The sequence below is a fragment of the Phaeobacter sp. genome, assembly GCF_022825805.1.
In the GTDB taxonomy this organism is placed as follows: domain Bacteria; phylum Pseudomonadota; class Alphaproteobacteria; order Rhodobacterales; family Rhodobacteraceae; genus Phaeobacter.
Genome location: NZ_JAJDWC010000123.1, coordinates 12,092 through 36,909 on the forward strand (window position 1 = coordinate 12,092; position 24,818 = coordinate 36,909).

Sequence of the window (24,818 nt, forward strand, 5' to 3'; positions counted from 1 at the left end):
CAGAATGCCCGTGTTGCAACCTCGGCGTACGCTGCGCTCACGCGGTGTTCAGATCCGCCTGATAAAGTCTCAGACGTTGCAACACAAAGAACACGACAGACGATCAGGAGATGACCGCCCAAAGACCACCCCAAACAGGGTGCAGGACGGGTCCGACACGCGCAATGGCAGATCTGCTGACACCAGATCTGGCCGAAACCGGACATGGTTTGCATCTGCAACCAGTCAACACCTCCGCCCTTGGTGGCGCCGCCCTCGTCTTATTTGACGACGTATGAAAGACTTCGGACAGACCATGAAAAAACCGCCCCGGCCTCTTCAGCCCAGAGCGGTCTCTACAAAAACCAGAGCCGCCCGCCCCGCAGATCCTGTCGCGCGGCGGCCCTAAGGCGTGGATCAGCGGACTTTCAGCGTCGCCAGGCCAATCATCGCAAGGATCAACGAGATGATCCAGAACCGGATCACAATGGTCGGCTCTGCCCAGCCTTTTTTCTCGTAGTGGTGATGGATCGGCGCCATCAGAAACACCCGTTTGCCGGTACGTTTGTAATAGAGCACCTGGATGATCACAGACAGCGCCTCCACCACGAAAAGACCGCCAACAATCGCCAGCACCAATTCGTGTTTGGTGACCACGGCAATGGCGCCCAATGCCCCACCAAGCGCCAGCGATCCCGTGTCGCCCATGAACACAGCAGCAGGCGGTGCGTTATACCACAGGAACCCCAGCCCACCGCCAAACAGCGCCGCGGCAAAGATCAGGATTTCGCCCGTGCCCGGCACATAATGGACATCCAGATATTCGGTGAAATCCACACGGCCCACCGCATAGGCGATGATCCCCAGCGTGCCACCGGCAATCATCACCGGCATGATTGCCAGCCCATCCAACCCATCGGTCAGGTTGACGGCATTGGCCGCTCCCACAATGACGCAGATGGAAAATGGCACGTAAAACAGGCCCAGATTGATCAGCGTGTCTTTGAACACCGGCAACGCCAGCTGGTTCTGCAGCGCCTCTGGGTGGTAGGCCGCAGCCCATAGCGCCGAAATCACGGCGATGGCAATGCCAAGCGCCAGCCGCACCTTGCCGGGCACGCCTGCGGTGTTCTGTTTGGAGACTTTGGCGTAATCATCCGCAAAGCCGATCAGCCCAAAAGACAGCGTCACAAACAGCACCAGCCAGACAAACGGATTGTCCCAGCGCGCCCAAAGCAGCGTGGCCGTGACCAGGGCCCCCACGATCAGCAGTCCGCCCATCGTCGGCGTGCCCGCTTTGGCGCGATGCGCCTCCGGGCCATCATCACGGATCGGCTGACCCTTGCCCTGGCGTTTGCGCAGCACATTGATCAGCGGCGGGCCAAAGAGAAACCCAAACAGAAGCGCCGTCAGAAAGGCCCCGCCTGCCCGGAAAGTAATGTAACGGAAGAGATTGAAGAAATCCCCCCCATCCGACAGCGCGGTCAACCAATAGAGCATGTCAGCCGGTTCCTCAGTTCACGTGTTTTTAAGAATTGGTCTCGCCATGACCCAATTCGCGGATGCCGTCAACGACCTTCACCAAAGCCATGCTCAACGATCCTTTGGCGAGAACCACGTCACCGGCGGAAATCTGCGTGGCAAGATCAGGGGTCACCTCCGCACTGCTGGCGTAGTGGCTGCCGCGTTTGTCCGCAGGCAAGGCCGCGTGCAGCACGCCCATCAACGATCCGATGCAATGCACCACATCCAGATCCGCAATAGCGGGCAAGTCTGCAAGGGCTGCGTGCAGCGCCTGTTCCTGCGGGCCAAGCTCTTTCATGTCGCCAAGATAGGCGATGCGACGTCCCTCGCAGGGTGTGGCCGCCAGCACCGCCAGCGCCGCAGCCACAGAGGTGGGATTGGCATTATAACTGTCGTCCAGCAACAGAACCTCACCCCGATCCGCGCCCTGACCCGTGCCCCGTTCCGCACCCAGACTCGCACCCAGTGACACGGTTTCACGCGCCCCGCGACCAGTGACGGGCGACCAGAGCGACAGGCTCTGGACGGCTTTGCCCAGATCCAGATCCAGCGCCGCCAGACAGGCCAGCGCGCCAAGCGCGTTCATCGCAAAATGCGCGCCAAGCGACTGGATCTGCAGATGATGGCTCCGACCTGCAGCATCCGTGACCTCTGCTTCGGTTTCTTCACCGCGCAAATGGGTACGGACCAGCCTGTAGTCGGGCGTCACCGGGCCATCCCCGGCCCCAAACCACCGGGGCGTTGCCCCCTGCGCCTGCGCCACCTGCTGCAGGATGGGCACCTCGGCGATATCGGCGTTCAGAACCGCCACACCGCCGGGTTCCAGCCCCTCCATGATGGCGGCTTTTTCTGCGGCGATGCCTTCGATCCCGTCAAAAGCCTCCAGATGCACCGGCGCCACGGTTGTGACCATCGCCACATGGGGGCGCGCCTGTTTGGCCAACGGGGCGATCTCACCGGGGTGGTTCATGCCGATCTCGATCACGGCAAAATCGGTGTCCCGCGGCATCCGCGCCAGCGTCAGCGGGACACCCCAATGGTTGTTGTAACTTGCCACCGCCGCATGGGTGCGCCCCTGATCCGACAGCATCCGCGCCAGCATTTCCTTGGTCGAGGTTTTGCCAACCGATCCAGTGACGGCGATCACGCGTGCGTCGGTGCGTGCGCGCGCGGCACGACCCAGATCTTCCAATGCCTGCTGCACATCAGAAACCAGCAACAGGGGCGCATCATCTGCGACACCCTCGGGCCTGCGCGACACCAGCGCGGCAGCGGCGCCTTTCTCCAGCGCTTGCGCCACAAAGTCATGACCGTCGCGCGCCGCCTTCAAGGCGACAAACAAATCCCCTTTGGCGATGCTGCGCGTGTCGATCGAGATGCCGTCAACGCACCAGTTCCCGATTGCCTGCCCGCCAGTTGCGGCGGCGGCCTCCTGTGCGCTCCAGAGCGTCATGCCAATCTCCCATCCAGCGCCGCCACGGCCACGCTGGCCTGTTCGACATCATCAAACGGCAGCGTATCACTGCCCACAATCTGCCCGGTCTCATGGCCCTTGCCGCAGATCAGCAGCGCATCGCCCGGCCCCAGCGCATCGACGCCACGCAGGATCGCTTCGGCCCGATCGCCAACTTCCATCGCCTCTGGCGCGCCACCTTTGACAGCGGCGCGGATCGCGGCGGGATCCTCGCTGCGCGGGTTGTCGTCAGTGACGATCACCAGATCGGCATTGTCCTGCGCCGCCTGCCCCATCAACGGGCGTTTGGTGGCATCGCGGTCACCGCCCGCCCCGACGATGGCCACCAAGCGGCCCAGCACATGGGGGCGCAGCGCCTTGATCGCGGTGGCAACCGCATCGGGGGTATGGGCGTAATCGACAAACACGGTCGCGCCATTGTCGCGGGTGGCCGCCAGTTGCATCCGTCCCCGGACGGTCTCCAGGTGCGGCAACGTCTCAAACACCGCCTGTGGATCCTCGCCGCTGGCAATCACCAGACCGCAGGCCAGAAGGATGTTTTCCGCCTGAAAGCCGCCAATCAGGTTCAACCGGGTCTGATAGGGGGTGTCATGCCAGCTGAAACGCAGATCCTGCCCCGAGGCATCAAAGCGGGCGTTCATCAGGCGCAGATCCCCAACCCCGCGCCCGACCGAGATCACCTCTTGGCCACGAGCGGCAGCAACCGCGCGCATTTCCGCGCCGCGCGGATCGTCCATATTGATCACCGCAACGCCATCATCAGGCAGCACGCGGCGGAACAACCCGGCCTTGGCGGCGAAATACGCCTCGAATGTTTCGTGATAATCCAGATGATCCTGGGTGAAGTTGGTGAACCCCGCCGCCGCCAGATGCACGCCGTCCAGTCGCCGTTGATCCAGCCCATGAGACGAGGCCTCCATCGCGGCATGGCTGACCCCATCGGCCGCCGCCCGCGCCAGTGCCTGATGCAGGGTGACGGGATCGGGCGTGGTGTGATGCAGCGGGTGGCTCCAGGCGCCTTCAACGCCGGTGGTGCCGAGGTTGACCGCTTTGTGGCCCAGTTCGACCCAGATCTGACGCACAAAACTCGCAACCGAAGTTTTGCCATTGGTGCCGGTCACCGCCACCATGGTCTCCGGCTGGGCGCCAAACCACAGCGCCGCTGCATAGGCGAGAGCCTGATGCGGATCCTCCACCACGATCAGCGCAACAGTGCTGTCTTTCAGCAATTCCGCGGTGATCTGCGCCCCGGCGGCATCGGTCAGAATGGCCGCGGCCCCATTGGCCAACGCAGCGGGGGTGAATTTCGCGCCATGGACCTGCGAGCCCGGCAACGCGGCAAAGAGCCCGCCATCGACCACCTGTCGGCTGTCAGCCGACACCCCATGGATCACCGGGTCGACCCCTCCTCGGGCGGTCAGCCCCAGTTGGCTCAGCGGACGAAAACGGACAGTGCTCATTTGGTCCTACCTCATCAGTTTGAGGTCAGCGTTATATCACTCAACCAGTCGGGTTCAACTTGTGGCCTGAGGCCCAGAAGCGGGGCGATCCGCCCGATCATTTCACCGGCCACGGGCACCGCGGTCCAGCCCGCGGAGCGGCGCTCTTCGCCATGGGCAATCACCGAGGGTTCGTCCAGTGTTACAACCAGCACGTATTTCGGATCATGGGCCGGGAACATCGCGGCAAATGTGGCGATAACCTTGCTTTCGTAATACCCACCGCGCGGTTTGGGCTTGTCTGCGGTGCCGGTTTTACCGCCGACCTGATAGCCTGGCACTTCGCCAAAGGACGCGGTGCCGCTGGTCACCACTTTGCGCAGCATTTCGCGCGATTCTGCGGCGGCCTGTTCGGACATCACGCGGGTGCCGGTCTGCGGTGCGGCCTGACGCAGAATCGTGGGCCGGATGTAACGGCCGCCATTGGCAATCGCAGCATAGCCCGCCGCCAGATGCATCGGGCTGGTGGACAGACCATGGCCGTAGGAAATTGTCACCGTGCTCAGCTCGCCCCATTTGCGCGGCTTCAGCGGTTGGCCGCCATCGGCCTCGACGATTTCAATCGGGGTCGGGTCAAACATGCCCAACGCGTCAAGAAACTCCTGCTGCCGCTGCGGTCCGATCTGCAGCGCCAGACGGCCAGTGCCCCGGTTGGAGCTGTTGATGATCACATCGGTGACGCTGATTTTGCCGAAGTTCTTGTTGTTGAATTCGCCAATCGGAAAGCGACCAATGCGCATCGGGCCAGAAGCATCGACGATGGTCTGCGCATTCACCAGCCCCAGATCGATGGCCTGCGCGGTGGTGAAGATCTTGAAGGTTGATCCCAGTTCATAGACACCCTGTACCGCGCGGTTGAACAGCGGGCTGACCGAGGGGTCAAACCCGGAGGTCGGCGGACGGGGGCGATCGTTGGGATCGAAATCTGGCAGCGACACCACCGAAATCACCTCGCCCGTGTGGACATCCATCAACACAGAAGTCGCGCCCTTGGCGTTCATCAACCGCATCCCGCCCATCAGCACCTGTTCAGAGGCGGCTTGCACGGTCAGGTCCAGCGACAGCTCCAGCGGGCGGCCGCCATTGGCGGGATCGCGCAGGTAGCCGTCAAATTCCTTTTCAACACCGGCAACACCGATGACTTCGGCGGCGGACACGCCCTCTTTGCCAAAGCCCGCCCCGCCCAGAACATGGGCTGCAACGCTGCCATTGGGATAAAGCCGCATTTCACGCGGGCCAAACAACAGGCCGGGATCGCCGATGTCATGCACGGCCTGTTTCTGTTCTGGGCTGATTTTACGTTTGATCCACAGGAACTTACGCTTGCCGGTGAAATCCTCCAGCAGCTCATCGCGGTCCAGATCCGGGAAAATCTCCACCAACTGTGTGGCGACATGCTGCGGGTCCACCATCTGCGGCGGCTGCGCATAAAGCGAATGGGTTTCCAGATTGGTGGCGAGAATGCGACCGTTGCGATCCACAATGTCGGCGCGCTGCATCGCGATGGTGCTGCCGCTGGCGGTGCTGGCGATGGGTTCAACCGGATCGGAGGTGGCAAGCCCGCCCATCCGCACGCCAATTGCGGTGAAGGCCATCAGAAAGAACATGCACAAAACCAAAAGCCGCCCCTCAGCGCGCTGGCGGGCCTTGGTCTGCATTTCGGCGTGACGTTCGGCGAGGTTTTCGCGTTCGATAACGTCGGGGTTTTCCCCTTTTTCACGCGCCGTGATGATCTGGGCCAGAGGACGCAGGGGCTTGCGGATCATGGCAATTGTCCTTCTGCGCCAAAGGAGGAGACCTCCACCCCGTTGGTGAATTCGATCACATCATCGGTGGGCGGGTAGCTGACCTCATCGACGCGGCCAAACTGTTCGGGACGCAGGGGCAGCAGAGACAGGCGATCAAAGTTCAGATCTGCGAGTTCCTGCAGCCGGTCGGGCCGGTTGAGATAGGCCCATTCGGCGCGCAGCACCGCGATGCGGGCCTGTTCGGTGGCGATCTGACGGTGCAGGCTGCGGGTGTCTTTCAGCACTTGCTGCGTGGTGTAGTTTTCGCGGTAAGCCCAGAACGCCAGCCCCAAAACGACAAGAGATGTCATCATATACAGCAACGTCTTCATCACCGTTTCCTTTTGGTCGGGGCCTTAACTTGTGCTTTGAGCTGGGGCATGCCCACATCTTTGGCGGAAATCTCCCCTGGCGCGGCATCCGTGCGACGCCCGACCCGCAACCGGGCGGAACGCGAGCGGGGATTGTCAGCCAGTTCCTGATCATCGGGGCCCACGGCCTTGCGGGTCACCAGGGTGAACTGCGAGGGGGTTTCCACCTGCTCTGGCGCGTAGCGGTTGGCGCGGCCGGTTTTGCCGGCGCGATGCTGGAAGAAGCGTTTGACCATGCGGTCTTCGATGGAGTGGAAGGTCACAACCGCAAGCAAGCCGCCGGGTTTCAGCGCCCGTTCGGCGGCCAGAAGCCCCTGAAACAACTCTTCATATTCTGCGTTCACCGCGATGCGCAGGCCCTGGAAGCTGCGCGTGGCGGGATGCGACTGGCCGGGTTTGGCGCGCGGCAGGCAGCTTTCGATCAGCTCTGCCAATTGCAGTGTGGTGGTAATGGGCGCCTCTGCGCGGGCCTTGACGATGGCGCGGGCGATGCGGTGGCTGGCGCGTTCTTCACCAAACATGAACAGGATGTCGGCCAGCGCGGCCTCGTCCAGTTCGGCAACAAGATCAGCGGCAGAGGGGCCTGATTGCGACATGCGCATATCCAGCGGTCCGTCGCGCATGAAGGAAAACCCACGCTCCGCCAGATCCAGCTGCATTGAGGACACGCCGAGATCCAGCACCACGCCGTCAAGATCCTGGGCGTAGTCGTCCATGCGTGAAAACACGCCTTGCTGGAATGTCAGCCGTCCGTCGTAGTCGCCGATCCAGTCCTGCGCCATTTTAAAGGCCAGCGGGTCACGATCCACACCGATGACATGATCGGCACCCTGTTCCAGCAGGCCACGGCTGTAGCCGCCAGCGCCAAAAGTGCCATCAAGCCAGCGGCCACACACCGGGGCCACGGCCGCCAACAGCGGGCGCAGCAGGACCGGGACATGTGGCCCTGTCGGCTCTGTACGGTCCGATGTCATGACTCATGCGTCTCCGTCGCCATCAAGCAGTTCCAGCGGATCAAAATCCTCGGGCAGGTCATCCAGCCACTCTTCGGATTTTGCCAGTTCTTCCCGCTCGTAGGTGTCGGGTTTCCAGATCTGGAACGTGTCACCGGCTGCGATGAAAAACGCCTCGTTTTCGAGATCGATCTTGTTGCGCAGTTTGGCGGGCAGCACCAGGCGGCCGGTTTCATCCACGGTGGTGGGAAAGGATTGGCCGTGGAACATGCGCTGCAACATTTTGCGCGACATGGATCCGCGGGGCAAGGCGTCGATCTTGGCGTCGACCTCTTCGATCGCCTCCATCGTGTAGCATTCCAGAAAGTTGCGGCGGCGATCACCGTAGACGATCACCAGTTCGGGGGCGTCACCGGGCTGCCAGTTGGGGTCTGCGGCCTCCAGCACACGGCGAAAGGACGCCGGTATGGAAACCCGCCCCTTTGTGTCCACCTTATGGTGGCTTTCGCCTCTGAACCTGCGGCCCAACGTTTGTCCCTCTTGCAGCGCTTCGCCTGAAGTCTTGCCCCAGAAGTAAAAGGGGCGGGCTGATCTGCTGCCACTGATCAACCCGCCACCCAATCCCGACTTGCGGGGTGTCCGACTGCGCGCGCCACCTGGGGGGATGTCTGCTCGCCCGCGCGCCGGATCTCTATTTTCGATGAAAGCGAAGGCCTGTATGAAACCTGCTTATTCTAGTCGTTGGTTGGGGTCGTTTGGTGCCCCGTGCTCTTCGTCCCATTCGATGAACAAGGGATACTATGGGAATACATGGGCCTCAACTGTTTTTTGTGGACCACCCTCGCGAAGATCGGTATTGGCGCCCCGATTCCTTGGGAAATCCTGTTAACGATCACTATTTGTGGGTGAAAAAATCGTAAATTACACAAGATATAGACGCCTAAGAAATTCCAAAAAAGTGCCACGAATTCCCAGAGCGGATCACAAAGCCGCCGTGAATTTACGGCTGTTCCCCTCTTGTTCCACGATGGCTTCACGAAAATCACGCGAAATCGCGGCCAAAACCCAAAAAATTTGCCAAAGTGATTCGGAGCACTAGGGGTGTTTGGGCGGTGAAAGCACCAAAATCCGCGCTCAAGCCCGGTTTGACGGGCATAGACCACTGACAATGCGCCGCCCGCTCCCACGTTTTCCCATACGGCCCATGAATTCCCATTTCGCCCATGAAATCCCGTGACGCCCATGTTTTCCCACGGCGCCCATGATGTCCCAGGCGAGACCCAATGTGCTGTCGCGCGTTTTATCCCGCGTTTCAGGGTTGCCCGCTGCATACGCGGGATCTAACCAATGGACACAAAACGCAGGACACCGCCGATGGGTCAGCTAAGGGCATGATGCCGCCAAATTGGTCCGTGGTGGGATCGCATCCCACCGAAGGGGCAATTGGGGTCGATTTACCACCGCAGCTCGCGCAAGGCCGCGCGATGCCGCGCTGAAACCACGGCCGCAGATGGGATTATGAAAGGATCAGGGAGGATCTGGGGCCGCACCATCGGGCTATGCGCCCTGCGATGCGCCGTCAGAAGGGCATCGGGCGCGGCGCGGGTTGTTAAACTGGTGCGAGATGGCGGCAGGGACAGCCCGCCGCCACGGTTGATCAAGAGATGTTGGTCAAGATATGCGCGCGGCTCAGGCCATGCCACCGCGCACCAGACCCTCTGCGATCTGGGCATAGGCCTGCGCCATCGGGCTGTCGCCAGCAGCAATCGGTGTGCCCGCGTCCCCGGCAATCCGGGTCTCCAGATCGATGGGCAGCGCCCCAAGCAGAGGCACGCCAAGGCGATCAGCCTCTGCCGCGACGCCACCCTGACCAAAGATCTGATGCTCACCACCACAATCGGGGCAGACGAAGAAGGACATATTTTCGATCAGGCCCAGCACTGGGGTTTTCAGCGTTGCAAACATGTCCAGCGCCTTGCGCGCATCCAGCAGCGCAACATCCTGCGGGGTGGAGACCACGATGGCGCCGGTCAATTCAGATTTGGTGCAGAGCGTGAGCTGCACATCCCCGGTGCCCGGTGGCAGGTCCACGATCAGGACGTCCAACTCGCCCCAGTTCACCTGCCCCAACATCTGTTGCAGCGCACCCATCAACATGGGACCACGCCAGACCACGGCCTTGTCCTCTTCGACCATGAAACCGATGGACATCAGAGTGACGCCATGGGCGTGGAGCGGTTCGATGATCTTGCCATCCGGGCTGGCCGGGCGGCCAGATGCACCCATCATGCGGGGTTGGCTGGGGCCATAGATATCCGCATCCAGCAGGCCGACCTTGCGCCCCTGTTTGGCGAGTGCCACGGCGAGGTTGGCGCTGACGGTGGATTTGCCCACCCCGCCCTTGCCGGAGCCAACCGCCAGGATGCGCTGCACGCCCGCGGGTTTGATCGGGCCTTGCTGCGGTTTGGGATGGCCGCCGACCTTCAGACTGGGGGCTGGTTTGGAGGGGGCCGCGGCATGTGCCGTGAGCGCAGCGGTCACTGTCTCGACACCATCCAGCGCCATGACAGCGGCCTCTGCCGCGCGGCGCAAAGGCTCCATCTGGCTGGCGATTTCCGGCGTCGGCGCCTCGATCACAAAGCTCACCCGGCCCGCTGTGATGGTCAGCGCCCGCAGCATATCGCGGGAGACCAGGCTGCCGCCATCGGGCAATTGCAGACGCTCCAGCGCGGCGATGATGTCTTCTTTGGTTGTGGTCATGAACGGCCTCCAGTGTTGCCCCCTGCATATAGCCCTAGTGCAGGGATGACCCAAGGCCCGCAGCCCCAAAATGGGCAGCTCCCGGCGCTTTTGACACGGAGGGGCTGCTGCAGGTGCAATATCACTGCCGTACACAGGGTGCCCAAAATTGCGGCGGCGCTGATCACTATACGCACAACATGCAACAGTTTTAGGCTATTTTTGGCGGTATTCGCATACCTAGGGCGGAGTTAGCGGCAAACAATCGCAAGACCCATGCATTTTGTGCATACCGGAGTTGACCCCGTGAGGGATTGTGCGTGCGCAGCAAATTGCTATCTATCCTCCAACACCGGCCAAGACGGTCGGCGCAAAACCAAAAGGACACATCACCGATGGCCGCTGTTGACACAGTCACATCCCGCAAAGGCACGCTGAGCTTTAGCCTGCGTGCCGCCCTGGACGAACTGCGGGGCAAGATCTCCCGGTATCGCCTGTATCGCGAGACCATGACCGAACTGTCCGCGCTGTCCAGCCGCGAACTGGCTGACCTTGGCCTAAGCCGCGCCCAGCTGCGCTCGGTCGCTTACGAAGCCGCATACGGCAACACCTAATTCGCTTCAGACCCTCACCTCCTCCCTAGAGGGTCTGCGATTGCGGTGACATCCTCCTCCTCCCTGATGTCACCGCACCCTATACCGGTCGAAAGATCGGACTGAACACACTGCACGTTCTCCTCCCTATTGTGCGGTGTTGCAAAGAACGACGGCACCCCCTCCTCCCTGGGTGTCGTCGTTTTTTTTCGTTTGATGAGCCTGTGATGGTGTCATCGGCTGGTGTCATCGGCTGACCAAGCAGTATGGGCTGACCAAGAATCATGCGCTGATGTTCGAAGCTTTTGCCGGGAATAAGGCAGCACGCCTGCGCAACGTGACGCCTATCCGCGTGGATTGCCCAAATGGATGCGCCAGGCGGAAAGGCCAGACAAAAAGACCAGAGCGATCAGGGGAAGGATGATTCTGGCGTTGCGTACGGCCAATCAGACCACGCCACTCTGACACATCCCCGTAAAGCACAGCCCTAAAACACGGCCTGAATCGCAGCTGGCACCAGAATCAGGGTGGTCAAAACCGGAACGATCAAAACGCCGGGGGTCCGCAAATGACTGATCCGAACCGACCGGATCAATCGGTCGGTTCAGCGAGAGATCGGCTCAGCAGGCGCGCTCAGTCAGCAGGGACGCTCAAAACGGGACGTCATCCGCCGCGGTCGCCGCTTTGACAAATTTGGCCACCACTTTCTTAACGCCCGCCTTTTCGAAATCGACCTCCAGCTTGTCGCCTTCGATCCCAATGATGGCGCCGTAGCCAAATTTCTGATGGAACACCCGTTCACCCTCCATGAAGCTTGAGGTGGCGGTGATATCGATGACAGAGGAGCGGCTTTCGCGAGGTTGCGACAGGCCACGTTCGCCAACGCGGGTCTGCATCCGTTTCCAGCCCGGCGAATTATAGCCATCGACCGCGGCCATACGCTCTTCGATGCTGGCGCGGCCAGACCCGCCACCAAAGCTGCTCGATGCGGGGGCGGCAGCGCCATAGCCACCGCCATAAAGGCCAGGTGGCGTCAGCACGTCCACGTGTTCTTCGGGGAGTTCGTCAATGAAGCGAGAGGGCAGCTGCGATTGCCACTGGCCAAAGACACGCCGGTTGCCCGCAAAGGAAATGGTGCAGATTTCCTCGGCACGGGTGATCCCGACGTAGGCAAGCCTGCGTTCTTCCTCCAGACCCTTCAGGCCGCTTTCATCCATGGAGCGCTGCGAGGGAAACAGCCCATCCTCCCACCCCGGCAGGAAGACCGCAGGAAACTCCAGACCTTTGGCGGCATGCAGGGTCATGATCGACACTTTCTGCATGGCGTCCTGTTTGTCGTTGTCCATGATCAGGCTGACGTGTTCGAGGAACCCCTGCAGGTTTTCAAAGGCCTCCAGCGCCTTGACCAATTCCTTGAGGTTTTCCAGGCGGCCCGGTGCCTCGGGGGTTTTGTCGTTTTGCCACATGGTGGTGTAGCCGGCTTCATCGAGGATGATTTCCGCCAGATCCATATGGGTGATGTCACCTTCCCCGGCCAGACGCCCCCAGCGCATCAGATCCTCGCAGAGCTGGCGCAGCGCCTTGGCCCCTTTGCCCTTGATCTGGCCGGTTTCCACCGCCAGCCGCGCACCTTCGACCAAGGACACGCCGTTGGCGCGGGCCATGGTCTGGATGGTCTGCTGCGCCTTGTCGCCAAGGCCGCGTTTGGGGGTGTTGACGATGCGTTCAAAGGCCAGGTCATCATCGGCGGAGACCACCAGACGGAAATAGGCCATGGCATCGCGAATCTCGAGCCGTTCGTAAAAGCGTGGCCCGCCGATGACGCGATAAGGCAGGCCGATGGTCAGGAAGCGGTCTTCGAAAGCGCGCATCTGATGCGAGGCGCGCACGAGAATCGCCATTTTGTTCAGGTCCAGCGGATCCAGCCCACGGGTGCCGCGCTGCATGGCTTCGATTTCTTCGCCGATCCAGCGGGCTTCTTCTTCGCCGTCCCAATGGCCGATCAGGCGGACCTTTTCGCCGCCCTGCGCCTCGGTCCACAGCTCTTTGCCCAGACGATCAGAATTGCCCCGAATCACCCCGGATGCAGCACTGAGGATATGTTCGGTCGAGCGGTAATTCTGCTCCAGCCGGACCACCATGGCGCCGGGAAAATCCTTTTCAAAGCGCAGGATATTGCCCACCTCTGCGCCGCGCCAGCCGTAGATCGACTGGTCATCATCCCCCACGCAGCAGATGTTTTTATGTCCGCCTGCGAGCAAGCGGAGCCACAGATACTGGGCGACGTTGGTGTCCTGATATTCGTCCACCATGATGTAGCGGAACCAGCGCTGATACTGGCCCAGCACATCGGGATTGTCCTGAAAGATGGTGACCATATGCAACAACAGGTCGCCAAAATCGACCGCGTTCAGCTCCAGCAGGCGGGCCTGATATTGCGCGTAGAAATCAACACCACGGTGGTTGTAGGCGCTGGCATCGGCCACCGGCACCTTTGAAGGGCTGAGCGCGCGGTTTTTCCAATCGTCGATGATCCCGGCCAGCATCCGAGCGGGCCAACGTTTGTCATCGATGCCTTCGGCTTTGATCAGCTGTTTGAGCAGGCGAATCTGATCATCGGTGTCCAGAATGGTGAAGTTGGATTTCAGCCCGACGAGTTCGGCGTGACGGCGCAGCAGTTTCACACAGATCGAATGGAAAGTGCCGAGCCACGGCACGCCCTCGATCGCCTGGCCCAGCATGGCGCCCACGCGCTCTTTCATCTCGCGCGCGGCCTTGTTGGTGAAGGTCACGGCGAGGATTTCATTGGGCTTGGCCGACCCGGTGGTCAGCAGATGCACAATGCGCGCGGTCAGCGCCTTGGTCTTGCCGGTGCCTGCGCCCGCCAGCATCAGCACCGGACCCTGCAGACATTCCACCGCCTCGCGCTGCGCGGGGTTCAACCCATCGAGATAGGGCATAGGCCGGGCCGCCATCGCCCGCGCGGACAGGGAAATCCCCTCAAAGGGGTCGATATCGTCAAAACTGCTCATGCCGGCAAAGTAGGACGGATTGGCGCAAAGGGGAAGGCTTTGTTCACGACCTGTTCGCGGGAAATTCCCTGTTTGGCACAAAATTTAGTCATTTTCAGAGCCGCCACCTCACCCCTGTTAAGATCCCAGCAAGGCCTGTGACGCAAATCTGAGCGCTCTGTATTATGTAGTGCGCGCCATGACCCCCACCGAAAAGACCCGGATTGTTCAAAAACTGAAATGGATCGGTGTGGCGTTGATGCTTGTCACGCTGACCTTTGGTGCGATCTGGGGCGTCTACCGCCTGCCGCCGCCTATTGTTGATGCGATGCTGGAGGCCGATATCCGCAAGCAGGCCGAACTGTGGCGCAGGCGTGTGGTGCTGCATCTGAGCAATGCGGAGGCGACGTTTTCCAGCGGCTATGTCGATGAACATGATGCCGAATATCTGGAGCTGATGCCCGAGGCCTCTGATGTGTACCGCCTGAAACTGCTGGATGAAACCGGCATGGTGTTCTGGTCGACGCGCACCGAAGATGTCGGCACCACCAATACGAGCCAGTATTTCTCCAGCCAGGTCCTCCAGGGGATAACCTACGTCAAGCAGGTGGAAAAAACCGCGTCCGAAATTGACGGGCTGGTGTTGCATTCCACCAATGTGGAACATGCGTTGATCCACCGTGTGGTGGAAATCTACACCCCGATTTCCGACAATGGGCGTGTGGTTGGCGCGGTGGAATTCTACACCGATGTCACCGAGATGCGCAGCACCTTCATTTTCCGGGTGCGGATGCTGCTGGGCGGGCTCAGCGCCCTGGCCGTGTTGGCAATGGGGGCCGTGGCCTTTGTGATCTACAAAACCAACCGCCAGCAATTTCACGCCCTGAGCCGCAAGACCCGGCAGGAGCGCAATATTCTGGATGAACAGCTGCGTCTGGCGCGAGAGGTCAAACTGCTGGGGGAGTTGAATGAATGGCTGCAATCCAGCCGCTCTCTGGATGAGCTGTTTGACATGGTGGCGCGGTTCATGACCCATATCCTGCCCAGCGCCGAGGGCAGTATATATGTCTATTCCAACTCCCGCGACGTGCTGGATGGCTGTATCAGCTGGAATGGTGGCGACCACAAGGACAACATCCACCCCGACAGTTGCTGGGGTCTGCGGCGGGGGCGGATCTATGAATTTGGCAGCAGCGAAGTGACGTTTGTCTGCGAACATGCCGAACCCCATGATGGCCGCCCGTATTTCTGCTTTCCGATCCTGGCCCATGGCGAGACCATCGGCCTGATGCATCTGCGCGCCCATTCGGCCGATTGCGAGACCTTTACGCTGAACAAGAAACTGGCCCGGATGTGCGCCGAGCAGGTCAGCATGGCCATTTCCAATGTAAAAATGCGCGATCAGCTGCATGATCAGTCGGTGCGCGACCCTCTCACCGGGCTTTATAACCGCCGCCATATGACCGACAGCTTGCGCCGTGGCATTGATCGCTGCCGCGTCACGGGCAGCCGGTTGAGCATCGTGGCGGTGGATGTCGATCACTTCAAGAAATTCAACGACAACCACGGCCATGACGCAGGCGATATGGTGCTGCGCGCCGTGGGCGCCGCGATGAGCCAGATTTGCGATGGGGATGAGGTGGCTTGCCGCCCCGGCGGTGAAGAGTTCACCCTGATTTTGCCGGATATCTCGCCGCAGGACGCCCTGACCCGGGCAGAGCTGCTGCGCCAGCAGATCGAAGACATCACTGTGCGTTATGGCGAACGCACCCTGCCGCGGATCACCATTTCGGTGGGTGTCGCCCATTATCCGTCCCATGGAACCATGCCGCAGGATCTCTTGCGCACCGCTGACGAAGCCCTCTACGAGGCCAAGGCGCGCGGCCGCAACCAGGTGTTTGTGGCGGGCGGCGGCAATCTGAGTGTTCGGGCGCGCGACGACAACAGCCCGGATGCAACGGAGGATGCCGGGAATGATGGGGCACCCGATGGGATGGCACATGACACGACGCACACTGCGGCGCATGATATGGGAGCCCGCGACGGCGCAGAGCCCAAGGCAGCCAGCCAGCCCCAGGCGGAGCGCAAATCAGACCAGACAGAAGAGCGACGCCCCGGGGCCTCCGACGCGGCCTGAGCGACGCTGGCTGCGGTGGCCAATTGATGGCCATCGACAGCCATTCGCGGTGCACGCGGAAACGGGTTGCGCCAACGCGGGACAAGAACAGGCCGGGCACAAATCGTTACAAAATTGTTGCATTGCCAAACTCCCCCTAGACTTTTTCTGCAGAGCAGCAACAAATGCGCGCCATGGATTTGCACCTGCGCTACCCTGCTCTGAGCGACCTTCGCGCGCGCGCCAAGCGCCGTCTTCCGCGCTTTGTCTGGGAGTATCTCGACAGTGGCACCGGCCCCGAGACCAGCTATGGCCGCAACCGTGCAGCGCTGGATCAGATCGGGTTTTCGCCCTCCATTCTGCATGGCGAGCAGGATCCTGACCTGTCTGTTTCCCTGTTCGGGCAGTCGCGCCCCCTGCCCTTTGGCATCGCCCCTGTGGGCATGTCGGGGCTGATTTGGCCGGATGCCGAGGGTCACCTGGCCCGCTGCGCTGCAGCACATGGGATCCCCTATTGCCTGTCGACCGTTGCGAGCCAGTCGCCAGAGGATCTGGCGCCGCATCTGGGGGCCAATCCCTGGTTTCAGCTTTACCCGCCAAAAGATCCGCAGATCCGGCTGGATATGTTGCAACGCGCCAAGGATGCCGGGTTCATGGGATTGGTGCTGACCGCCGATGTTCCCGTGGCCTCGCGCCGTGAGCGGTTGCAGCGCTCCGGGCTGACGCAGCCGCCGCGCCTGACACCCCGGCTGTTGGCACAGGTCGCTCTGCGTCCTGCCTGGGCGCTGGCAACGGCGCGACGTGGTATGCCGCATATGCGCACGTTGGACAAATACGTGACCGCCCAATCCGGCAGCCTGTCCTCCACCGCGCATGTTGGCTACCTGCTGCGCACATCACCGGACTGGGCCTATCTTGCCTGGCTCCGCGATCACTGGGACGGCCGGTTGATCGTGAAGGGGGTGTTGCGCTGCGAAGATATCGCGGGGCTGGAGGCCGCGGGCGTGGATGCAATCTGGGTGTCGAGCCACGCCGGGCGCCAGTTCGATGCCGCCCCCGCGGCCATCGACGTGCTGCCGCAGATCCGCGCCCAGACCCGCCTGCCGCTGATTTTTGACACCGGCGTGGAAAGCGGGCTGGATGTTTTGCGCGCACTGGCGCTGGGGGCGGACTATGTGATGATGGCGCGCGGCTTTCATCTGGCGCTGGCGGCTTTGGGGGCGCGCGGCCTGGATCATTTCATCGATATTCTGAAAAAAGACATGCTGGCCAATATGGGCCAGATGGGCGCAGAGTCGCTGGGCACCCTGCCCAAGCCGCAGCCACTTGCGCCATTTGCGTCGCGATCCGCGACATATAGGACCGAAACGGACCCAAATTCACCGCCATAAACCAAAAATATGGCGCAATCAGGCGTCAGGTCAGCGCTATCACGCTGGTCATACCCAAAACTACGTCTATACCAGTCCGCAATTCGGACCTACCACAGAGCCAATCAGCACGACCTCGAGGAAGCCATGACCGACTTCAAGAAAATCCTGATCGCCAACCGCGGCGAAATCGCCATCCGCGTCATGCGGGCCGCCAACGAGATGGGGAAACGAACAGTCGCCGTCTATGCGGAAGAGGATAAGCTGGGCTTGCACAGGTTCAAGGCGGACGAAGCCTATCGCATTGGCGAAGGCATGGGGCCGGTGGCGGCCTATCTGTCGATCGACGAGATCATCCGTGTCGCCAAGGAAAGCGGCGCGGATGCGATCCATCCCGGTTACGGCCTGCTGTCGGAGAACCCCGATTTCGTGGACGCCTGTTCGCGCAACGGCATCACCTTCATCGGGCCCAAGGCCGAAACCATGCGCGCGCTTGGCGACAAGGCCTCGGCCCGTAAGGTCGCGATTGCTGCTGGCGTGCCGGTCATCCCCGCCACCGAGGTGCTGGGCGACGATATGGACGCGATCCGCAAGGAAGCGGCAGAGATCGGCTATCCCTTGATGCTGAAAGCGTCCTGGGGTGGCGGCGGGCGCGGCATGCGCCCGATCCACGGCGCGGACGAGTTGGAAGAGAAGGTGCTGGAAGGCCGCCGCGAAGCGGAAGCCGCCTTTGGCAACGGCGAGGGTTATTTGGAGAAGATGATCACCCGCGCCCGCCACGTCGAGGTGCAGATCCTGGGCGACAAGCACGGCGAGATCTATCACCTCTATGAGCGCGATTGTTCGGTTCAGCGCCGCAACCAGAAAGTGGTGGAGCGCGCCCCTGCCCCTTACCTGAGCGAAGAGCAGCGCACCGAGCTGTGTGATCTGGGTCGCAAGATCTGCCAGCATGTGAACTATGAATGCGCAGGCACCGTCGAATTCCTGATGGATATGAACGACGGCAAATTCTACTTCATCGAAGTGAACCCGCGGGTTCAGGTCGAACACACCGTGACCGAAGAGGTCACCGGCATCGACATCGTGCAAGCGCAGATCCTGATCGCTGAAGGCAAATCCATCGCCGAAGCCACCGGCAAGGCAAACCAGGGTGAAATCCGCCTGAATGGTCACGCGCTGCAGACCCGGGTCACGACTGAGGATCCGCTGAACAACTTCATCCCCGACTATGGCCGCATCACCGCCTATCGCTCTGCCACCGGCATGGGCATTCGTCTGGATGGCGGCACCGCCTATGCAGGCGGCGTGATCACCCGCTACTACGACTCGCTCCTGACCAAGGTCACCGCCTGGGCGCAGACGCCGGAAAAGGCGATTGCCCGCATGGACCGCGCGCTGCGCGAATTCCGAGTTCGTGGCGTGTCGACCAACATCGCTTTTGTGGAAAACCTGCTGAAGCACCCGACGTTCTTGTCGAATGAATACACCACCAAATTCATCGACGAGACGCCCGACCTGTTCCAATTTGCCAAGCGCAAGGACCGCGGCACCAAGGTTCTTACCTATATCGCCGACATCACCGTGAACGGGCACCCCGAAACAGAGGGCCGCGCCAAACCCGCCGCGGAAGTGAAAGCGCCCCGCGCGCCGAAGGTCGAGCCAGGCAATCAGCCCTATGGCACCCGCAACCTGCTGGAGCAGAAGGGCGCGCAAGCGGTTGCTGACTGGATGAAGGCGCAGCGGCAGCTGCTACTCACGGACACCACCATGCGCGATGGCCACCAGTCGCTGCTGGCGACCCGGATGCGGTCGATCGACATGATCAAAGTGGCCCCCGCCTATGCGCAGAACCTCAACCAGCTGTTCTCGGTTGAATGCTGGGGTGGCGCGACCTTTGACGTGGCCTACCGCTTCTTGCAGGAATGCCCCTGGCAGCGTCTGCGCGATTTGCGCGATGCGATGCCAAACCTGATGACCCAGATGCTGTTGCGGGCCTCCAACGGGGTTGGCTACACCAACTACCCGGACAATGTGGTGCAGGAATTCGTGCGCCAAGCGGCCGAGACCGGTGTCGACGTGTTCCGCGTCTTTGACAGCCTCAACTGGGTGGAAAACATGCGCGTCGCCATGGATGCGGTGGTGGAAAGCGGCAAGGTCTGTGAAGGCACCATCTGCTACACCGGTGACATTCTGGATCCGGCACGGTCCAAATATGACCTGAAGTACTATGTCGGCATGGCCAAAGATCTGGAAGCGGCTGGCGCCCATGTTCTGGGTCTGAAAGACATGGCCGGTCTGCTGAAACCTGCGGCAGCGCGCCAGCTGGTCAAGGCGCTGAAGGAAGAGGTCGGCCTGCCCGTCCACTTCCACACCCATGACACCTCTGGTGTGGCGGGTGCGACCATTCTGGCAGCAGCGGATGCGGGCGTCGACGCGGTCGATGCGGCCATGGACGCCTTCTCCGGTGGCACATCGCAGCCATGCCTGGGCTCCATCGTCGAAGCCCTGCGCAACACCGATCGTGACACCGGCATTGATATCGCGGCGGTCCGCGAAATCTCTGACTATTGGGAACAGGTGCGCGGCCAATATGTGGCCTTCGAAAGCGGCCTCGCCGCCCCGGCCTCTGAGGTGTATCTGCACGAAATGCCCGGCGGGCAGTTCACCAACCTCAAGGCGCAGGCCCGGTCCCTGGGTCTGGAGGAAAAATGGTCCGACGTGGCGCAGACCTATGCCGATGTGAACCAGATGTTCGGTGACATCGTGAAGGTGACCCCATCCTCTAAAGTGGTCGGCGATATGGCCCTGATGATGGTCAGCCAGGGCCTGAGCCGCGCCGAAGTCGAGGATCCGAAGACCGATGTGGCCTTCCCCGACTCTGTCGTCGACATGATGCGCGGCAACCTGGGTCAGCCTCCGGGTGGTTTCCCTGAAGGGATCGTCTCGAAGGTGCTGAAGGGTGATGCGCCCAACACCGCCCGCCCTGGTGCCCATCTGGAACCCGTCGATCTGGAAGCGGTGCGCGCCGATCTCTCCAAGGAGCTGGAAGGTTTCAAGGTCGATAACGAGGATCTCAACGGCTATCTGATGTATCCCAAGGTGTTCCTGGATTACATGGGCCGCCACCGGACCTATGGCCCGGTCCGCACCCTGCCAACGCGGACCTTCTTTTACGGGATGGAGCCGGGCGAGCAGATCGCGGCCGAGATTGACCCCGGCAAGACGCTGGAAATCCGCCTGCAGGCCATTGGTGAAACCGATGACAAAGGCGAGGTCAAAGTCTTCTTTGAACTGAACGGTCAGCCCCGTGTGATCCGCGTGCCAAACCGTCTGGTCAAGGCCAGCACCCAGGCCAACCCGAAGGCGGAACAGGGCAACCCCAACCACATCGGCGCGCCGATGCCCGGTGTTGTGGCCTCGGTCGCGGTGACTGTCGGACAGCAGGTTCACGAAGGTGACATGCTGCTGACCATCGAAGCGATGAAGATGGAAACCGGCATCCATGTGGAACGCGACGCTGTGGTGAAAGCGGTTCATGTGCAGGCTGGCGGTCAGATCGACGCCAAAGACCTGCTGATCGAGCTGGAATAACAGCCGTTTACCAAGCTATCTCCGCTCTCCAACAGTGTTGGGGGGCGGTCCCCTCCCCGCGGTTCTTTGGTTGAATGTCGTGCACAATATGATGCGCGAGACTGCGTTGGAGGCAGATCACAGCCAACCGCGCTGTTGTGCGCAAAAAGCAGCAAAAGGCGAAGTGAGCTTCAAATCGCTCGGGTTACAAGCGCTTACAAAAAGCGCTCCCATAGCACCTTCAACAACAGCACCTTCAATAATAGCGCCCTCAATACAGGCACGCTCAATACAGGCACTCTGCAGGGCGCCCTGAGGGATACCCCTGCCAGCGCCAGAAGGCCGTTTACAAAGGCGATCTATAGCAGGGCGGTCTTTTCGCTGTCGCAGGCCCAGAACCAGGGCGCTTTGACTGGGCGATCTTCTGCTGCCAGTGCATCCGCGCCCACGGCCATGGTCTGGCCCGCCACTGCACCGCCCATCGCCACAACCAGACTGGTGATCCGCAACAGCTCCAACCGGCGGTTCAAAATCCGCAGCATCCGCGTCCGCAGGGGTTCGCTTAATGTTGTCATCTTTCCGCTCCCTTTCAGTCTGCGGGTCTTTCCCGCCGTTCGGAGGACCATCGCGCGTTCCTGTCTTGCGCCTGCACGCCAGCCGCTCCGCACCTCCATCATACCTCTGAAACGTCCGGTGTCGGCTATTCCGTCTGTCAATTCGCTGTGAGGGCAAATTTTTGCCGATTCCTTTGCGTTTTTCCCTTGCAGCCCCCACCCTCACGGCCTAAACACACCGCACAAATGGCAGCGCGGGCGTAGCTCAGGGGTAGAGCATAACCTTGCCAAGGTTAGGGTCGGGCGTTCGAATCGCCTCGCCCGCTCCATTTGACAAAAGACCGCTGGACGCTGCTGCGTCGGCGGTTTTTTTGTATGTGGATAAGCCGCAGCAGCCAGTTGCGCGGAATCGTTTCACCGCCTAAAACTGGGCCAGAACAGAGCGGGAACGGCTGCCGCGGCAGCGCAACACAGGTCTAGGAGCAGGATGCTGACATCGGTTGAACTCTGCGCAGGTGCTGGCGGACAGGCCTTGGGCCTGGAACGCGCTGGTTTTGAGCACGGCGCTTTGGTGGAAATCGACAAACATTGCTGCGCTACTCTGCGCCACAACCGTCCGCAATGGCGCGTGCTCGAAGAGGATGTGCGCGATTTCAAGGACAAAGCGGGCGATTACCATGGCATCGACCTATTGGCCGGCGGCCTACCTTGCCCGCCTTTTTCTGTTGCAGGCAAACAGCTTGGTGAAAAAGACGAACGCAATCTGTTTGATGACGCCATCGAAATCGTCGCCGCCACACGCCCGCGCGCGGTGATGATCGAAAATGTGCGCGGCTTCCTCGACGCGGTGTTTCATGACTACCGGGAGAAGCTGAAAAAACAGCTGTCGAAACTCGGCTATGATACCGACTGGCGGCTGCTGAATGCCTCGGATTTCGGCGTGCCCCAGCTGCGCCCGCGCGTGGCCATCGTGGCACTACGGCGGGAGTTCTCGGACCAATTCGCCTGGCCGGATCCCTTGCCGCACAACCCGCCAACCGTGGGCGAAACCCTGCTGGATCTGATGCAAGAACGCGGCTGGCGCGGTGCGCAGGATTGGGCTGCCAAGGCTGATGAGATTGCCCCCACCATCGTGGGCGGGTCAAAAAAACACGGCGGGCCGGACCTGGGCCCGACGCGGGCGCGCCGCGCCTGGGCCGCTTTGGGCGTCGAGGGACGCACCATCGCACCCGAGGCGCCAGATCCGTTTCACAACGACATGCCGCGGCTGACCGTGCGGATGGTCGCGCGGATCCAGGGGTTTCCGGATGACTGGCATTTCACCGGCGCCAAGACCAACGCTTATCGCCAGGTCGGCAATGCCTTCCCACCGCCGGTGGCCGAGGCGGTTGCCCGCCAGATCCGTCAGGCCATCGTACGCCCCAGCCTGCGGGTGGTGACAGCAGGCGGCGGTGGAGGAAACCGCTGATCACCGCGTCAGCATATCACGGTGCGTCGCGGCCCTTTAGCCTGTCCCCTACCATGGCCACGATCACGGCACCGCAAAGGTCTCCAACTGCGCAATGCCATGGGGCGCAGGTGATCCGCTCTGACGGTCCGTCACTCAGCCCACCATATCCGCGTCTATCCTCTCCGCATCTGTCATCTTTCCAAAAATACTCACATCCGCCATCGCGGTTGCCACAGGATCTGATGTGAAACAGAAACTTCCCCCCAGCCGCATCACCCCGGGCCACAGCGATCACGATCTGCTGTCGGCGCTGGCCCGTGACATCCAGCACCGCGCAGGCGGCGCGCTGGAGTTGAAGCGCCAATTCCCGCAGATGCTGCGCGACTGCATTGATGCGGTGATCCTGACGGCCAAAACCGGGCGGCGGGCCTATGAGGATCTGGAGAAAACCGAAAAAACATACATCGGCACCCGCGTCGAAATCGAACTGCGGGCGCTGCTGCGATTGCCAAAAGGACGGCTGGACACCGAAATCCTGGGGCGCGACGTGGACATCAAACACACCATGGGCAGCAATTGGATGATCCCGACCGAAGCGGTGGATCACCCTTGCGTTCTGGTGGCGGCAGATGAACCGCGCGCGCGCTGTTTTCTGGGTCTGATCGTGGCTCGGCCCGCATATCTGACCCAGGGCCAGAACAAGGATGCCAAACGCTCCATCTCGGCGGAGGGGTTTCAGCATATCCTCTGGCTGCTGCAGGATGAGCCCTACCCGGCCAATTTCTGGCGGACGCTGCCAGAAACCACGGTGAAGCAAATCTTTGCGGGCGACAGCGGCAATGCGCGTATGGCGCAATTGTTTCGCGCCCTGCCCCGCCATCCGATCCCACGCGATGTGGTGGAGGCCGTGGCAAATCAGAAGGATTTTATGCGGCGGATCCGTTCTGATGGAGGGCATGGCACCCGCGATGTGCTGGCCAAAGAGGGGTTGCTGATCCTCGAAGGGCGCAAAGATGCGCAGCTGATCCGGGCGCTGGACCTGCCGCCTTGCAGCGCGTCGGAGTTCATTTCAGCAGCCCCCACGACCGCAGCCCAGATCAGGCTCGCCGCAAGTGCCGGCCATCCGATCGATCAGACCAGTGATTTGAACAGTGATGCGGACAGTCATCCAACCTGTGATCCAACCAGCAATCCAAACGGTGAGCCGACAGAGGATCCGCCTTTTTTTGCAGAGGACTGAATTTCCCCTCATTTTCCGCTTGCAGGGGGCGGCGCAATTTTCTAAACACCGCGATACCGAATGGCAGCGCGGGCGTAGCTCAGGGGTAGAGCATAACCTTGCCAAGGTTAGGGTCGGGCGTTCGAATCGCCTCGCCCGCTCCATTTGGATAGCAAAGGGTCGCTCTTCGGAGCGGCCTTTTTGCATTTCTGGTTTGCCTTCCGGGATCAGCCAATGCCGCGGAAACAGACGAAAAGATATTTGATCAAATTCCTTTGACGCGACTCTCAAAACACGCCAAAGCTTGACCTGCGGGGTGTTGACCCCAGAAATTTGCAGCCTGCCCGTTTTTCCCATGGCCCAATTTGGCCATCCAGCAAAGGCGGCGGGACCCAGCACAGGAGGAGCTGCGCCAATGGCACCGGTCATTTATCCGACAACCAATTTCACCGCGACCGAACAATTGTGCCTAGATGTGAGCTTTCAACAGGTTGTCCATTCGATCCAGACCGAGTTGGTTGGAGTTACCAAGCACCAACCCTATTCGGAGGGATCGAATGAACATTCACAGCAATGCCAGACTGACACCTTTGGGTCGAGCGCGATTGG

At 61.1% G+C, this 24,818-nt stretch carries 17 protein-coding genes and 2 tRNA genes; 9 read left to right on the forward strand and 10 right to left on the reverse strand.

All coding sequences use genetic code 11. The features are described 5' to 3' along the window. Window positions 1-396: 396 nt before the first annotated feature. The 8 genes from mraY to Q0C28_RS14485 form a co-directional block, all read right to left on the reverse strand. Window positions 397-1,479, reverse strand: coding sequence for a phospho-N-acetylmuramoyl-pentapeptide-transferase (mraY, locus tag Q0C28_RS14450; RefSeq protein ID WP_293576846.1), 1,083 nt, complete (start codon window positions 1,477-1,479; stop codon window positions 397-399). A gap of 28 nt (window positions 1,480-1,507) precedes the next feature. Then, a complete protein-coding gene (murF, locus tag Q0C28_RS14455; RefSeq protein WP_293576848.1) occupies window positions 1,508-2,956 on the reverse strand; it encodes a UDP-N-acetylmuramoyl-tripeptide--D-alanyl-D-alanine ligase in 1,449 nt (482 codons plus the stop codon). After that, on the reverse strand, window positions 2,953-4,437 hold the full coding sequence (locus tag Q0C28_RS14460; RefSeq protein WP_293576849.1) for a UDP-N-acetylmuramoyl-L-alanyl-D-glutamate--2,6-diaminopimelate ligase: 1,485 nt from the start codon (window positions 4,435-4,437) through the stop codon (window positions 2,953-2,955). Before Q0C28_RS14460 ends, murF begins: the two co-directional genes overlap by 4 nt. Window positions 4,438-4,451: 14 nt before the next feature. Then, the gene (locus Q0C28_RS14465; RefSeq protein WP_293576850.1) at window positions 4,452-6,242 is read right to left on the reverse strand and encodes a penicillin-binding protein 2; all 1,791 of its coding nucleotides are present in this window, start codon (window positions 6,240-6,242) and stop codon (window positions 4,452-4,454) included. Then, window positions 6,239-6,595 carry a cell division protein FtsL gene (locus Q0C28_RS14470; RefSeq protein WP_293576851.1) on the reverse strand — a complete coding sequence of 119 codons (357 nt, stop codon included), beginning with the start codon at window positions 6,593-6,595 and terminating at the stop codon, window positions 6,239-6,241. Before Q0C28_RS14470 ends, Q0C28_RS14465 begins: the two co-directional genes overlap by 4 nt. Next, window positions 6,595-7,608 carry a 16S rRNA (cytosine(1402)-N(4))-methyltransferase RsmH gene (rsmH, locus tag Q0C28_RS14475; protein ID WP_293576852.1) on the reverse strand — a complete coding sequence of 338 codons (1,014 nt, stop codon included), beginning with the start codon at window positions 7,606-7,608 and terminating at the stop codon, window positions 6,595-6,597. Before rsmH ends, Q0C28_RS14470 begins: the two co-directional genes overlap by 1 nt. A 3-nt stretch (window positions 7,609-7,611) precedes the next feature. Next, window positions 7,612-8,079 (reverse strand): division/cell wall cluster transcriptional repressor MraZ, encoded by a 468-nt coding sequence (gene mraZ, locus Q0C28_RS14480; protein WP_293576853.1) that lies wholly within the window; start codon window positions 8,077-8,079, stop codon window positions 7,612-7,614. Between the two features lie 1,197 nt (window positions 8,080-9,276). Then, window positions 9,277-10,347, reverse strand: coding sequence for an Mrp/NBP35 family ATP-binding protein (locus Q0C28_RS14485; protein WP_293576854.1), 1,071 nt, complete (start codon window positions 10,345-10,347; stop codon window positions 9,277-9,279). 374 nt (window positions 10,348-10,721) lie between these two features. Between Q0C28_RS14485 and Q0C28_RS14490 the strand changes: the two genes are divergently transcribed. Beyond that, the gene (locus tag Q0C28_RS14490) at window positions 10,722-10,940 is read left to right on the forward strand and encodes a DUF1127 domain-containing protein (protein ID WP_293576855.1); all 219 of its coding nucleotides are present in this window, start codon (window positions 10,722-10,724) and stop codon (window positions 10,938-10,940) included. A 629-nt stretch (window positions 10,941-11,569) separates the two neighbouring features. Here the strand turns inward: Q0C28_RS14490 and Q0C28_RS14495 are convergent. Beyond that, window positions 11,570-13,951, reverse strand: coding sequence for an ATP-dependent helicase (locus tag Q0C28_RS14495; protein ID WP_293576856.1), 2,382 nt, complete (start codon window positions 13,949-13,951; stop codon window positions 11,570-11,572). A 178-nt stretch (window positions 13,952-14,129) separates the two neighbouring features. Here Q0C28_RS14495 and Q0C28_RS14500 point away from each other — a divergent pair, with 178 nt between their 5' ends. The 3 genes from Q0C28_RS14500 to Q0C28_RS14510 all read left to right on the forward strand — a co-directional run bounded on the left by Q0C28_RS14500 (window position 14,130) and on the right by Q0C28_RS14510 (window position 21,007). Then, window positions 14,130-16,067, forward strand: coding sequence for a diguanylate cyclase (locus tag Q0C28_RS14500; RefSeq protein WP_293576857.1), 1,938 nt, complete (start codon window positions 14,130-14,132; stop codon window positions 16,065-16,067). Window positions 16,068-16,231: 164 nt separating this feature from the next. Then, entirely contained in the window at window positions 16,232-17,437 is a 1,206-nt protein-coding gene (locus tag Q0C28_RS14505) for an alpha-hydroxy acid oxidase (protein WP_293576858.1), read from the forward strand. 126 nt (window positions 17,438-17,563) lie between these two features. After that, window positions 17,564-21,007 (forward strand): pyruvate carboxylase, encoded by a 3,444-nt coding sequence (locus Q0C28_RS14510; protein ID WP_293576859.1) that lies wholly within the window; start codon window positions 17,564-17,566, stop codon window positions 21,005-21,007. A gap of 338 nt (window positions 21,008-21,345) precedes the next feature. Here Q0C28_RS14510 and Q0C28_RS14515 read toward each other — a convergent pair whose 3' ends face one another. Then, window positions 21,346-21,561, reverse strand: a complete 216-nt coding sequence (locus Q0C28_RS14515; protein ID WP_293576860.1) for a hypothetical protein — start codon at window positions 21,559-21,561, stop codon at window positions 21,346-21,348. A 233-nt stretch (window positions 21,562-21,794) separates the two neighbouring features. Between Q0C28_RS14515 and Q0C28_RS14520 the strand changes: the two genes are divergently transcribed. The 5 genes from Q0C28_RS14520 to Q0C28_RS14540 form a co-directional block, all read left to right on the forward strand. Further along, window positions 21,795-21,869, forward strand: a tRNA-Gly gene (locus tag Q0C28_RS14520). Window positions 21,870-22,027: 158 nt separating this feature from the next. Then, window positions 22,028-23,008 carry a DNA cytosine methyltransferase gene (locus Q0C28_RS14525; protein ID WP_293576861.1) on the forward strand — a complete coding sequence of 327 codons (981 nt, stop codon included), beginning with the start codon at window positions 22,028-22,030 and terminating at the stop codon, window positions 23,006-23,008. Window positions 23,009-23,234: 226 nt separating this feature from the next. Then, window positions 23,235-24,230 carry a NaeI family type II restriction endonuclease gene (locus tag Q0C28_RS14530; RefSeq protein ID WP_293576862.1) on the forward strand — a complete coding sequence of 332 codons (996 nt, stop codon included), beginning with the start codon at window positions 23,235-23,237 and terminating at the stop codon, window positions 24,228-24,230. Window positions 24,231-24,298: 68 nt separating this feature from the next. Continuing rightward, window positions 24,299-24,373: transfer RNA gene (locus tag Q0C28_RS14535), tRNA-Gly, on the forward strand. 251 nt (window positions 24,374-24,624) lie between these two features. After that, on the forward strand, window positions 24,625-24,818 hold a 194-nt coding region (locus tag Q0C28_RS14540), incomplete at its 3' end, for a hypothetical protein (protein ID WP_293576863.1).

What these genes read in the sequence shown, in the direction of transcription:
- mraY (WP_293576846.1), bottom strand. Translation starts at nt 1,479, where the DNA reads ATGCTCTATTGGTTGACCGCGCTGTCGGATGGGGGGGATTTCTTCAAT.
- murF (WP_293576848.1), bottom strand. Translation starts at nt 2,956, where the DNA reads ATGACGCTCTGGAGCGCACAGGAGGCCGCCGCCGCAACTGGCGGGCAG.
- Q0C28_RS14460 (WP_293576849.1), bottom strand. Translation starts at nt 4,437, where the DNA reads ATGAGCACTGTCCGTTTTCGTCCGCTGAGCCAACTGGGGCTGACCGCC.
- Q0C28_RS14465 (WP_293576850.1), bottom strand. Translation starts at nt 6,242, where the DNA reads ATGATCCGCAAGCCCCTGCGTCCTCTGGCCCAGATCATCACGGCGCGT.
- Q0C28_RS14470 (WP_293576851.1), bottom strand. Translation starts at nt 6,595, where the DNA reads ATGAAGACGTTGCTGTATATGATGACATCTCTTGTCGTTTTGGGGCTG.
- rsmH (WP_293576852.1), bottom strand. Translation starts at nt 7,608, where the DNA reads ATGACATCGGACCGTACAGAGCCGACAGGGCCACATGTCCCGGTCCTG.
- Q0C28_RS14485 (WP_293576854.1), bottom strand. Translation starts at nt 10,347, where the DNA reads ATGACCACAACCAAAGAAGACATCATCGCCGCGCTGGAGCGTCTGCAA.
- Q0C28_RS14490 (WP_293576855.1), top strand. Translation starts at nt 10,722, where the DNA reads ATGGCCGCTGTTGACACAGTCACATCCCGCAAAGGCACGCTGAGCTTT.
- Q0C28_RS14495 (WP_293576856.1), bottom strand. Translation starts at nt 13,951, where the DNA reads ATGAGCAGTTTTGACGATATCGACCCCTTTGAGGGGATTTCCCTGTCC.
- Q0C28_RS14500 (WP_293576857.1), top strand. Translation starts at nt 14,130, where the DNA reads ATGACCCCCACCGAAAAGACCCGGATTGTTCAAAAACTGAAATGGATC.
- Q0C28_RS14505 (WP_293576858.1), top strand. Translation starts at nt 16,232, where the DNA reads ATGCGCGCCATGGATTTGCACCTGCGCTACCCTGCTCTGAGCGACCTT.
- Q0C28_RS14510 (WP_293576859.1), top strand. Translation starts at nt 17,564, where the DNA reads ATGACCGACTTCAAGAAAATCCTGATCGCCAACCGCGGCGAAATCGCC.
- Q0C28_RS14515 (WP_293576860.1), bottom strand. Translation starts at nt 21,561, where the DNA reads ATGACAACATTAAGCGAACCCCTGCGGACGCGGATGCTGCGGATTTTG.
- Q0C28_RS14525 (WP_293576861.1), top strand. Translation starts at nt 22,028, where the DNA reads ATGCTGACATCGGTTGAACTCTGCGCAGGTGCTGGCGGACAGGCCTTG.